General features: G+C 37.7%; 7 protein-coding genes and 3 pseudogenes. 8 read left to right on the top strand and 2 right to left on the bottom strand.

Annotation, left to right across the window (positions count from 1 at the left end; translation table 11 throughout):
• From ACFIJZ_RS08600 to ACFIJZ_RS08575, 6 genes and pseudogenes are all read left to right on the top strand, one after another.
• A pseudogene (locus ACFIJZ_RS08600) lies at positions 1-391 on the top strand (ABC transporter substrate-binding protein); the annotation flags it as partial.
• 373 nt (positions 392-764) lie between these two features.
• Entirely contained in the window at positions 765-2,381 is a 1,617-nt protein-coding gene (locus ACFIJZ_RS08595; RefSeq protein WP_375631684.1) for an ABC transporter substrate-binding protein, read from the top strand.
• 111 nt (positions 2,382-2,492) lie between these two features.
• Positions 2,493-3,566, top strand: a complete 1,074-nt coding sequence (locus ACFIJZ_RS08590) for an ABC transporter permease (RefSeq protein WP_375631682.1) — start codon at positions 2,493-2,495, stop codon at positions 3,564-3,566.
• Positions 3,567-3,568: 2 nt separating this feature from the next.
• Positions 3,569-4,498, top strand: a complete 930-nt coding sequence (locus tag ACFIJZ_RS08585; protein WP_273790732.1) for an ABC transporter permease — start codon at positions 3,569-3,571, stop codon at positions 4,496-4,498.
• Positions 4,491-5,375: an ABC transporter ATP-binding protein gene (locus ACFIJZ_RS08580; protein ID WP_273790733.1), complete on the top strand. Its 885-nt coding sequence runs from the start codon at positions 4,491-4,493 to the stop codon at positions 5,373-5,375. The genes ACFIJZ_RS08585 and ACFIJZ_RS08580 overlap by 8 nt, the downstream gene beginning before the upstream one ends.
• On the top strand, positions 5,362-6,144 hold the full coding sequence (locus ACFIJZ_RS08575) for an ABC transporter ATP-binding protein (RefSeq protein ID WP_375631680.1): 783 nt from the start codon (positions 5,362-5,364) through the stop codon (positions 6,142-6,144). The genes ACFIJZ_RS08580 and ACFIJZ_RS08575 overlap by 14 nt, the downstream gene beginning before the upstream one ends.
• A gap of 549 nt (positions 6,145-6,693) precedes the next feature.
• On the opposite strand, the pseudogene ACFIJZ_RS08570 reads toward ACFIJZ_RS08575, so the two are convergent.
• Both ACFIJZ_RS08570 and ACFIJZ_RS08565 read right to left on the bottom strand, forming a co-directional pair.
• Positions 6,694-8,610 (bottom strand): annotated as a pseudogene (locus tag ACFIJZ_RS08570) (autotransporter outer membrane beta-barrel domain-containing protein); the annotation flags it as partial.
• Between the two features lie 1,515 nt (positions 8,611-10,125).
• Positions 10,126-10,599: pseudogene (locus ACFIJZ_RS08565) on the bottom strand (NosD domain-containing protein); the annotation flags it as partial.
• Between the two features lie 1,330 nt (positions 10,600-11,929).
• Here ACFIJZ_RS08565 and ACFIJZ_RS08560 point away from each other — a divergent pair.
• Together ACFIJZ_RS08560 and ACFIJZ_RS08555 are read left to right on the top strand one after the other, a co-directional pair.
• The gene (locus tag ACFIJZ_RS08560; RefSeq protein ID WP_273790738.1) at positions 11,930-12,238 is read left to right on the top strand and encodes a hypothetical protein; all 309 of its coding nucleotides are present in this window, start codon (positions 11,930-11,932) and stop codon (positions 12,236-12,238) included.
• A 38-nt stretch (positions 12,239-12,276) separates the two neighbouring features.
• A partial coding sequence (locus ACFIJZ_RS08555; RefSeq protein WP_375631678.1) for a hypothetical protein occupies positions 12,277-12,788 on the top strand: 512 nt, incomplete at its 3' end.

Here is a 12,788-nt window from a genome sequence, read left to right as displayed (position 1 = left end):
AGCAGGTACACAGTTGTTTTCAAAAGTGAATGCACGGGCTTTTGATACGGCTTTTATCGGATGGAATAATGATTCTGTGGATCCTCATACAATGGCTTCACGTCTTATTTTCAATCCAGATAATCGGTTTGAGGCTAGAAATACAGCCTATCCTAGTTGGAAGCATGGGTATTTTGATGCCAAGATGAATCAAAAAGTTGAAGAGGCGCTGTTTCAAAAAGATCCGCAAAAACGGGCACAACTCTATGCTGATTTACAACGTGAACTTATGCAAAAAGGACCTTATGCGTTTATCTTTCAACAATATAGCGTTGTCGCGATGACGCCTGATGTCAAAAAGTGGGTTTGGAATAGTGCACCGCGTATTTTTTATAGTGCAATTGAAAAATAAGAGTGTCTTTTTAATGTTGTCAAAGCTAAAAAGAGCTTAATCATAATTGCATGATGAAAATATTCTCCCATATAAAAGCTCTTCAGTTTTTTAAGGATGAAATTGTGAGGGATGTTTGTGCAGTAGCAGTATATAATTAAGATCGTTTATAGGGAGCGATGAATATAGAAAGTTATATTGGGGAGGATCTTTGTTTATAGTTATAGATTCTCTGCATACAGAATATAGACTGATGTATAAGAAAATTATTTTATAGATGCTTAGTTTGATGAAATGAAATTGATGTCTAATGCTATGCTATTTAAAAGATGAAAGAGCAAAATCAAAATCACTTTGTGTGAAAAGGTAGAAGAATACAAAAGGAAGAGATAAAATGGGAAAACAAAGAATATTGAAAAATTTTTCTATTTTATTAAGCTCAATCGTTTTTTTTAATGGGGCTGTAACATCGGCATTCAGTGCTTCATCTAAAGATATATTGGTAATGGCGTGGAATATTGATTCAATTAGTAGTTTTGATCCAGCGCAAACTGTTGAGGTTGTGACGAGTGAGTTATTGACGAATATTTGCAGCGCGTTAGTGCAATATGACGAGCATGATCCTACAAAAATTCGCCCTGCTATGGCAAAATCTTGGGACGTTTTAGATAATGGCAAAAGAATAGTTTTTCATCTTCGTGATGATTTAAAGTTTAATGACGGAAGGACGGCTACAGCGCAAGATCTGGTATGGTCGATGCGACGGATTATTAAATTAGGATTAAGCTATGCTCAATCTTTAATGGATTATGGGTTTACCAAAAACAATGTTGAAACAAATATTCAGGCACTTGATGATAAGACTTTACAATTAAAATTAGATAAACCCTATCCTATTCAGCTCATATTGACTGTTATTGGACAATCTTATGCTTCTGCTTTGCTTGATCGGGAAACAATTGAAGCACAGAGTATTAACGGTGATATGGGGAATAAATATTTAGCAACACATTCAGCTTGTGTTGGACCTTATAAATTGGTGAGCTGGTCTCCAGGAGATAAAGTTGTGTTAGAGGCGACACAGCATTATTGGGGCGATGTGCCTAAAATTAAGCAGATTGTTGTGCAGCATGTAGCGGATTCATCAAGTCAAAGACTTCTTTTGGAAAAAGGTGATGTGGATATAGTGCGTGATCTTTCTTCAGAGGATATTTTAGATCTTGAAAAAAAGGGAGGCTCAGTCAAAATTAGTCGTGTTTTGCGTCCGCAGATTATTTACCTATCGTTAAATAATAAGAATGCAATTTTTGCGAATGAAAAGGTCAGACTGGCACTTCGTTATTTGGTTGATTATGAAGGTCTTGGAAAAACTGTTTTGAAAGGAATTGCTATTCCTCGGGCAACTTATATGTCTTTAGGTGTTCCAGGTGCTTTAGATGAAAAAGAAGGTTTGCCTTTTCAGTTGGATTTGAAAAAAGCAAAACAACTGATTACTGAAGCTGGTTATCCTAATGGGTTTAAAGCTAATCTTTTAGTTGGAAGCCTTAGTTATATGTCGTCTGTTGCACAGTCTATTCAAGCCAATGCACGCAAAATTGGTGTTGAGCTTACAATTGAAAAAATGGCACAAAATCAATTGTTGAGCCGTGTACGTGGTGGAAATTATGATACTGCACTTATGGGGTGGGGGAGTGCCGATCCTGATGGACATCCTGCTTCATTAAATCACGTGTTTAACCCTGATCCAACATTTACAAAAAAGCACAATATGTATTTAGCTTGGCGCGCTGGGTATTATGATGAAAATATTAATAACATGGTGATGGATGCTTTGTTTGAGCAAGACTCCAATAAGCGCATTGTGCAATATCGTACTTTACAGCATTATGTGTTAGAGCATGGTCCTATGGTTTATTTATTTCAGACATATTATACCGTTGGTATGGGACCTGATGTCAAAAAATGGATTTGGAACAGTTATAGACTTTATTACAATGAAGCAGAAAAATAAAAGAAGCATGTTATAGAGAAGGATTGTAGAACATGCTTCATAAGAGGTTGTTTCGTTATATAAAAAGAGGTATTTGCTTTATGTTTTGTCGCTACAGAGGGGATTTTTATAATGGTTTTGCCACTTTCAGAGACTGAAAGAGCTGTATCAGAAAAGCAGAAAAAATTATTTTTATGGGATTTTTTATGCAAAGGATTGAAACTTCTTATTTCAGTTTTTATCACATTGCTTGGGTTGGTGACGATCACTTTTTTTCTTGGTCATCTTCTTCCTCTAGATCCGGTTCTGTCTATTCTTGGTGATAATATCAGTCAGGAAGCTTATGATGCAATGTATTATAAGCTGGGTCTTGATAAGCCGTTGATTGTCCAATATTGGAAGTATCTTCATAATGTATTTTTGTTTGACTTTGGAGATGCTTTAACTTCTGGGCGACCTGTTCTAGCCGATATTATGCGTGTATTTCCTGCAACATTAGAGCTTGCAACCGTTGCTATTGTTATTGGCACAACTCTTGGAATTCCATTTGGTGTTTTTGCAGCAATGTATCGCGATTCATTTATTGATTATGTTGTCCGTGTTTTTACACTTGTAAGTTATTCTACTCCAACGTTTTGGCTCGGATTAATGGCGTTGTTAATATTTTACGCCAAGCTTGGCTGGGTTGGTGGCCCAGGACGTATTGATTTTCTTTATGAATATTCTTTTGAACCAAAAACAGGATTTTTCCTTTGGGATACGGCAAGCCAAGGACAATGGGAGGCTTTTGGTAATGTTTTTAGTCACGTTATTATGCCTGCTTTGATCTTGGCTTTCGGTGCTATGGCTTATATTAGCCGTATGACTCGTGGGTTTATGATTGAGCAGCTTAATCAGGAATATATCATTACTGCACGTGTAAAGGGATTATCGTGGGCGCGAACCGTTTGGGGGCATGCCTTTCGAAATGCTGCTGTTCAAATTATTACTGTTGTTGCGCTTTCTTATGCTTTTTTATTAGAAGGGGCTGTTTTAACGGAGACAGTTTTTGCTTGGCCTGGTTTTGGACATTACTTGACAAATGCTCTTTTAGCCGGAGATATGAATGCAGTTGTAGGATGTACTTTACTTGTAGGATTTATCTTTGTCGCCATTAATTTATTTTCTGATTTGCTTTATCGCATTTTTGATCCAAGGACACGTTGAATATGACAGTAAGTAATCATCATAAATCGCAATCATCATCTTCTTTGGGTAGTTGGTTAAACGATCCTGTTCCAAACTCCATAATTCAAGCGAACATACAAAGAATTTATCACGCACTGGCTAAGTTTTTTCATAACTTTTCGGCTGTATTCGGTCTGCTTATTATTTGTATTATTATCATATGTGCATTTTTTGCTCCTTGGATTGCTACGCATGATTTTCTTAGCAATGATCTAGGGCATCGGTTGCAGCCACCCTCTATGGCGCATTATTTTGGAACAGATGAATTGGGACGTGACATTTTTAGTCGCCTTGTTTTTGGTTCCCGTATTACTCTTTATGTTGTTTTTCTTACAACAGTTATTGTAGGTCCAATAGGGCTTATTGTTGGAACTGTATCTGGTTATATGGGCGGATGGGTTGATACTGTGCTCATGCGTATTGTCGATATTTTTCTTGCTTTTCCAGGTTTGATTTTAGCTCTTGCATTTTCAGCCGCATTGGGACCGGGGATTGAAAATGCTTCTATTGCAATTTCAATTGCAGCATGGCCGCCAATTGCACGTTTAGCACGTGCTGAGACTTTGACAATACGTTCTTCTGATTATGTTTCTGTAGTTCGTTTGCAAGGGGCCTCTGCTTGGCGAATTATTTTATTTCATGTTGCGCCCATGTGTATTCCTTCAGTGATTGTACGATTAACTTTGGATATGTCTGGAATTATTTTAACGGCTGCTGGTCTTGGTTTTTTAGGGTTGGGAGCTCAACTTCCAAGTCCTGAATGGGGTGCGATGCTTTCTTCAGGGCGGGAATTTATGATGACAAATTGGTGGTTGGCGGCAATACCAGGCTGTGCAATATTATTTGCAAGTCTTGCTTTCAACCTTTTAGGTGATGGTCTTCGTGATGTATTGGATCCACGCAATGGGTAATAAATTATTAGAAGTAGAAGATTTACGTATTTCTTTTCCTACAACGCGCGGCATTTCAGAAGTTGTGCGTGGCGTTAGTTTTTCTGTTGGAAAAGAAAAAATTGGAATTGTTGGTGAATCCGGATCCGGAAAATCGATGACTGGGCGCGCAATACTAAGGTTAAGTCCAAAAGCAGCCATTGTTAAAGCTAAAAAAATGCGCTTTGAGGATGTTGATTTATTGGCCGCAAGTGAACCTCAGATGCGAAAAATCCGTGGGAAACGTATTTCAATGATTTTACAGGACCCCAAATATTCACTTAATCCATTAATACGGATCGGGGAACAGATTATGGAGGCTTACCGTATTCATTATCGTGTTTCAAAAGCTGAAGCGCGGGAGCGCACCATATCTATGTTAGAATCTGTTCATATTCGTGATCCTGAACATGTGATGCGTCTCTTTCCTCATGAAATATCTGGGGGGATGGGGCAGCGTGTGATGATTGCAATGATGCTCATTCCAAAACCTGATTTAATTATTGCCGATGAACCAACATCTGCGCTTGATATTACGGTCAGACGGCAAGTTTTATCCGTATTAGATGAACTTGTTACAAAGTCTGGAACGGGACTTATTTTCATTAGTCATGATTTAAATATGATTGCTGATTTTTGTGATCGTATTTTAGTGATGTATGCGGGCCGTGTGCTAGAAGAGTTGCCTGCTTCTGATTTGTCTCACGCTTGTCATCCTTATACAAAGGCGTTGCTCGCGAGTTTACCACGGCTTGATAATCCAGTTGATATTTTGGCTGTTCCTGAGCGTGATCCTGATTGGTTGTATAATCCTACGATTGTTAATGGTGTTGAGGAGGTTCCTCATGACAAATTGTGAGAATATTATTGATGTTTCTAATTTATCTGTAACTTTTGGTCATAGGCATAAGGCAGTAACAGTTGTTAAAAATGTTAATTTTCATATTAAGCGTGGTGAAGCTTATGGTTTGATTGGTGAATCCGGATGTGGAAAGTCAACTATTTTGAATACATTGGTGGGGCTTATTCCAGATTATAGTGGAAAGTTTCTTTTTGCTGGACAAGAAGTTGAAAAGAAAAGAAGTAAGGATTTTTTACGCTGTATTCAAATGGTTTTTCAAGATCCTTATGCTTCGCTGCATCCAAGAAAAATGGTCCATACGGTTCTTTCTGAATCGCTCAAAATCCATGGGATGGATAATCAAAGAGAGCGGGTAGAGGATGCTTTAGATTCCGTTGGTTTAGATTCTTCCTTTCTTTATCGTTATCCTCATGAGTTGTCTGGAGGGCAGCGTCAGCGTATTGCTCTTGCACGTGCTTTAATTATTGAGCCAGAGGTGTTATTGCTTGATGAGCCAACATCTGCATTGGATGTGTCGGTACAGGCTGAAATTTTAAACTTGTTGAAATCATTGCGCGTGAGAAAAAAGCTTACTTATTTAATGGTATCCCATGATCTTGCTGTTGTTGCACATATTTGTGAACGTGTTGGAATTATGCATAAAGGGATTATTCTTGAAGAGCTTAGCAATGATGAATTGCGTAATCTACGTGCGCAACACGATTATACAAAGGAGTTTTTTGAAGCAAGTATAGAGCCTATTGTCCATAGAGAGCAAAGAGCATGATCCATTTTACAGAAGAGAAAATGCAATTTTATTTGTTTTGAAGTTTCTGGTGATGTTTGGCGGTATTGTTAAGAGGGAAGGGCATAATAGGATTTTTCCAGTATGAATTTGCTGGGCAGTATTTGAGCTATAATATTTTAAATCCTACTAGAACTCCCATTTTGAAATATACGAGTGACTTATAACATACATCCCTTTGTTTAATATTGTTATATTATTTTTACTTATCATTTTATGTTCAAAAGTTTTATTTTGGCATTTAAAGCATTAAATTTGTGAGAAATAACAAAAGATAGTAATACTGTATTTTCTAGAAAAGCTTCACATTATTTTTCAATATTATTTTGTTTTTGGTTGTTCTCTTTTTACAGTTTTATTCTTTATAAAAAGAATTTTTTGTAAAAAACATTCAATGGTCAATGACAGTCTTCAAATATTTCGCTGTTCTCTATTTAAAAAAGCGCTTAAAAACAGCTTATAATAAGCCAAAAAGGCAGCAATATGCTGCCTTTTTGTTAAATTGAATGGGCTGTTTTTTACAGTCGTTATTTAAAACTGATAGCGTATTCTTCCTGAAAAGCTTGCACCACTTATACCAGTTTTTGAAGCTTTTGTTGATAGCTGACATCACCATGAAGGGAGAGGTTAGCGGACAATTGTGCACTAATACCAAGCCCACCTTCAACGGAACTTCTCGAGGGGTCACGTTTATAATCCTTATCGATATGGAGTGTCTGATCATCACCAAAGGTTTTGATCAAGTTTACTTTTCCATAGAAAGACATAAGACGGCTGTTTTCAGTGGCAATGGTTTTTGTCAAACGTCCACCAACACGGATTATCCATTGAGAAGGATTTTGCATGTCAATGGTCAGATTATCAGCATCTTTAATGGTATCAAACATCAAATGTTGATAGGCAAGCTGTGCCTGCGGTTTGAATGTTACGCCTTGAATACCCGTTGCAAATTGTTTGCCAACATTTGTGGAGATCGCCAACATTTTTGTATTTTTCAATTTTGCGGTTGTATTAATGAGGGCATTGGTGATCTTTCCCTTTAGGAAGCCATAGGATAACAGCGTATCAAGATAGAAACCACTGTCACGCTGTTTACTGCCATAGGCGGTGAGTTGAAATGACCATTTATTCAATATGCTCTTACTTGCTGTCTTGCATATTCTTTGGAGTGAAGGAGAGTTGCCCGTAGGTTCCGACAAGACCAAAATGTATTGTAGATATTTTTCCCTTCTGCGCGACAAGGTTAATAGCTCCTTGTAGAGCAGCATAACGAAGATGAGCACTGCTATAACCATATTTACTAGGAGCACTACTTATCAGAAAATAAGCTTCCTGTTTCTCCATAGGCGTATAAGAAGAAGCCATTCCGTTTGTCTTATTCTTTCCTTAAGACAGATGTCGCATATTGGCTAACAGTTGCACTTTGCTTATCCATATCGGTCAATCCAGCATACAAGAGAGCACAGGGCATGAAAAAATAGCTTGTATTTATGGCACGATGGTTTTTACTTTTGAGTTGCTATCAAGCAGTACTGGTTGTAAGCGAAAATCCCAGAAATTTTTATTTTCTCCTAAAAGGTTTTGTTCAGCATTTGTTTTACTGTGGTTTGATTTTGGTCCATAAGCTTTCAGTATATATTTATAAGGTGAACCACTTATTGTGATATAGTCCTGTGCAAGTTTGAAAGAGTTTTGATTTACTTTCCCAGAAACTTGAATGAGTGAAAGACCACGTGCACTGGTAAGAGCAGAAGTATCTGCTTTAATATTGTTCTTTTCTAAATGTCCAGTGATATAAACCAGTGTAGTACCTGAAGCATCACCGTGAATCAGAAGATGGTCAGCTTTTTGTTTGTTTATGGCAGCACTATCACTCCATTCGACGTTGAAATGAATTTCTGCTTTTCCTGTAGCATTGTAGACTTTTTTAGTATTTGGTCTGCCAGATCCTATGTGCAACGTGTGATAATGATTTTCAGTTGGCTCTTCAAAAACAATAGAGCTGTTATTGATGTTAAGGACAGAAATATCAGAACGTGCTCTTTGAGCAATATCAAACAGTTTTTCATTCTGGATTTTTTTATTTGTGCTTGTTTTCAATGTCCATTTCGTATTGTTTTGCAAATCAAAGACTGTTTTGAATTTTTTTTCAGTGCTCACTTTGCCGTCTAAGATGGAGTGATCGGCGTTTAGTGTAAAAGTGAAATCATTTTTTTTCGTTGAAGCTTCGGTTACTAATAAAACATTGGCACGGATTTCTGAATTTTTGAGATTGGCTTTACCAATTGATTCATTTGCATTAATTCCAGTACCGTTTTTAATATGAAGTTTTGTATTGGTTAAATTGATTTCTGATGTTTTATTGTTCTTAGACTTTTCAAATGCGATACCTCTATCTTCTGCTGTGGCAGAAACATTTGTTACATCAATATGTCCATTATTATTGACAACAAATGCACTATTTTCGGCAATTATTGTCCCTCCACTCATTTTGATTGTGCTGCCATTTTCTGAATAAAGTCCGATCTCAGCATTTTTAATCGTTGTGTGGCCATATAATTCAACTAAACTGCCAACATCTTGGCTTTCCGCACCGAATCCGTTACTATCTGCTGTTATTAGAGTAACATTCGTGGCTTTAATATGTCCGCCGTTTCCGGCAAATAATGCAGTAGTTTTACCTTGTACTGTTCCTCCCGTTATGGTGATGGTGGATTTTGAGTCTTTTGCATAGAGCCCACTGTCATCAGATGATGTAATTTGAGCATTGTCAGTTAAAGTAATAGTGCTGCCGTTTATGGCAGATACTGCTGCACCTTTTGCGTTAAATGATCCTCCAGAAACTGTTATTTGAGAACCATTATCTGAAATTATGCTATTGATTGCTTGCGGAACGGTTACATTTTCTAAAGTAATGGCACTTCTTCTTGCAATTATTGCATTGATTAGTAGTGCATTATCCTTACGATTTAATATCGTTACATCTTTCAGTTTGTTATTGCTCTTGTTTTTTAACAAGTGAACGCCTGCTTCGGAAGCAGTAATGGTTCCTCCGATCATTTTGATTGTGCTATCGTTTTGCGCATCAATTCCGATTTTAACGTCACTGATCGTTGTATTTCCAAGTAATTCAATCACACTGTTAGAGCCAGAGGCAGCTGCACCAGCAGCTACACCACTGCCATTATTAGTTGCTTTTAAAGCAACATTTGTAACCGTAATATGGCCACCTATGTCTGCTTCTAAGGCTGTATATTTTCCTGTCACGTTTCCTGTTGTCATTGTAATTGTGGATTTTGAGTCTTGTGCATAGAGGCCTGCTTCATCATGTGACGTAATTTGAGCATTGTCCGTTAAGGTGATGCTGCTACCGTTTTGAGCACATATTGTTGCATAGCTTGAATCAAATGATCCTCCAGAGATTGTTATGTTAGAACGATTATTTGCAATTACGCTGTTGCCTGTTTGAGTCACTTTTACATTTTTTAAAGTGAGACCACTTTCTTTCTCTAGAAGAATTCCTTTGCCTGAATTTTTATCTTTACCGGTTGATATTATTACATTTTCTAGTTTACTTTCGGTGCTCTTACTGTTCACGAAGCCAACACCAGTTTTAGAAGTTGTAATAGTCCCCCCAATCATTTTAATTACGCCACCGTTACTTGCCACAAGCCCAACACCAGCATTCTTAATCGTTGTATTGCCATATAATTCAATCATACTATTAGCGCTATTGACTCCTGCGCCTATTATAGGAACATCGGTGACCTGGCCCCCATGTTCATTTGTTGTTAGAGCAACATCCGTGACCTTAATATGTCCACCGTTTTCTGCGACCAACGCTAATTCTCCGGTTACTGTTCCTCCCGTCATTGTGATGGTAGAATGTAAACCATTTGTGTAGAGTCCTTTGCTATTCGATGATGTTGATGTAACTTGAACGTTACCTTTTTTATTGCTGGTTAAAGTAATGTTGCTGCCGTTTCCAGCGTATACCCCTACGTTTTTTCCCTCAAATGATCCTCCAGAAACCGTTACTTTAGAATGATTATTTGCAACTATGCCACTTTTTGCCCGCGTAACTGTTACATTTTCTAAAGTGACGTTGCTTTCCTTGTCGGCACCTATTCCTGTGATTTTAGGCTCTTTATTGTTACTGCCCGATATTTTCACATTTTCTAGCTTGTTTCCATTGCTCTTACTATTATAGAAACCAGCACCGGTTGCAGAAGCTGTAATGGTCCCTCCGATCATTTTAATCATTCCACTGTTTTGTGCATGAAGACCGATTACAGCATTCTTAATTGTTGTATTCCCATGCAATTCAATCACGCTGTTTGGACCGCCGGCGACAACTGTTCCTATTTTATCATTCGTCGCAGTTAACGCAACATCCGTGACCTTGATATGTCCACCGTTTTCTGCAACCAACGCCATTTTTTCTGTGGTTACGCTTCCTCCCGTCATTTCGATTGTGGTTTCTGAATCTGTTGCATGGAGTCCAGTGCCATGAGATGATGTAGTTTGAACATTGTTAGTTAGAGTTACGCGACTGCCATTGTAAGCAGATATTGCTGCCTTTGTGGCATCAAATGATCCTCCCAATATCGTGATTTCAGATTTATTATTTGCTGTAACGCTATTCGTTGCCTTAGTCACTTTTACATTTTCTAAAGTGACTTCACTGTCTTTGTCTGCAAATATTGCAAAAGTTAGTGGAGCTTTGCCTTTGCCACTTGATATTATTATATCTTTTAGCTTGTTTTCAGCATTCTTACTGTTCAAGAATTTAGCGCCAGTGTTGGAAACTGTGATAGTTCCCTCGGTCATTTTCAGTGTAGCACCATCCTTTGCTTCAAGACCGAAGAAAATGCTAGAACCAGTTCCTTTAATGGTTGTTCCATCCAGTAATTCAATCGCAGTGTTAGAACCTTCAGCTGTTATAGCGTGCGCATTTGTGCCTATGTTGGTGTTTGTTTTTTTGTTTCCGATTATCGTCAAATGCTTGCCGATAATTTGACCACCTTTTTTTGCGTGAATAATTTCGTAGGTTTCGTTGGAAACTTCTTTTTTACTTTCTGAAATTTCAAGATTTTTAGCTTGTGCATTAAGATTGATACCAGAAAGTACAACTGCCACAATTGCTGTGCAGGATAGAAGAAATTTTTTAGGCATCAGTCTACTCCTTTTAAAGCCCCAAACATTCATTTTCCCGCTAACTTCATAAGAAGAAGTGAAAATAGATATTGCTTTTATTTTAATAACACAGCACTTTGATATTTTGTTTTGCTTTTTTTGTCAAAATTAAAGTTGTATTTATGTTTAATTATGTAACATTAAATTTATTTCATAATGTATTTTTATCTAATTATATTTTAAAAATAATTTTTAATATTCATGGAAATATTATTAGGCGTTGATAGTTGCATTAATAATATTTTTATTGATCGTAGATATTCTTTTATTCCAATATTCATTGGTGTATGATTAAAGAAATACAGGAATAAAAAGACAGTAAAAACGTAATGTAAAAGAGAAGAGCAGTGCCTTTAAAGTTGTATATTTTCAAAAAAAGGAGAGGTTTTAAAGTAAATAAAGAATAAATCTTTTTGTGTGTAATTTGACTTTATATTTTATACTGAGTGGGAAAAGGTGAAATTAGGGTAGAGATGCGATAATTGATTGTTGTTGCCTACATTGTGTATCAAATGAGTTTTTGACAGCAAAAATGAGAGAAGACTTTGACAGAGCTTTGAAGGTTCTTTGAGTGCTCAGTGTCTTCTTTGAACAAATGAAATATAAAAATATACAGAATCTGCTGATAAGCCACAATTTCCGAAAGGCTATATATTATACAAAGCCTCTGTTGTGGGGAGCTGTTTTTAGCCCGATAGGGGCACTCATTGCTGCTGTTGTGGCTGTCATTATGGCTAGCTGTTTTGCTTTGTGGAAATATTGGGATCGTTTCTCTTCTTTTGTCAAAGGCTTTGCACGGGGGATAGCCCGCGCTTTTGGGCGTGCCTTTGAAGCTATCATGCGTTTTTTGGGTGCTGATACCGCCACCATTACGCATTAGAAAAACATAATCGCTAATGCTTTTGATTCCTCTCAAGCTTGGCAAAAGTTCAAACAGGGGCTTGGCGCGTTGTTTTCAGGTGGTTTGGCAATGTGTGGAAGGGCTTTAAACAAAGCCTTTCCAACTTTTGGGGCTGGTTTGGAAGCTTTTTTGCTCGCGAAAAGCTCTCTGAGGGTGCCAAAGCACGCGCCAAAGGAGCGGTAAAAGCGCGTTCCCACCACGATAGTGTACATGTGAAAGATCTGCTTTTTTCAGAAGAAGCAGTTGAACTGAAGGCTTTGAAACATGTTGAACTGGCTGAGCAAGCTCGCGTTGCGGCAAGCGGTGCTGTTGATGTGCACGCCGATCTGATCAAGCTCCAGTCTCATGCTCTTTTAGCAAGCGGTATTGGGAATGATGGTCAACAGTCAGCGACGGGTTCTTTGCATTTACAGGCAGCAAAGCTTGAGGCGGGGAATGGGCGGATAGCCGCCGGTGATCTTTTAGAGATCCAAGCAGCAACAATTGATCTAAGCCGCATGCAAGACAATGATCAAACAGGGGTTTCTTC

This window comes from Bartonella sp. CL70QHWL, from assembly GCF_042194855.1.
Classification (GTDB): domain Bacteria; phylum Pseudomonadota; class Alphaproteobacteria; order Rhizobiales; family Rhizobiaceae; genus Bartonella.
The sequence above is the reverse complement of the archived record's forward strand: the minus strand, read 5'-3'. Positions and strand labels throughout refer to the sequence as shown.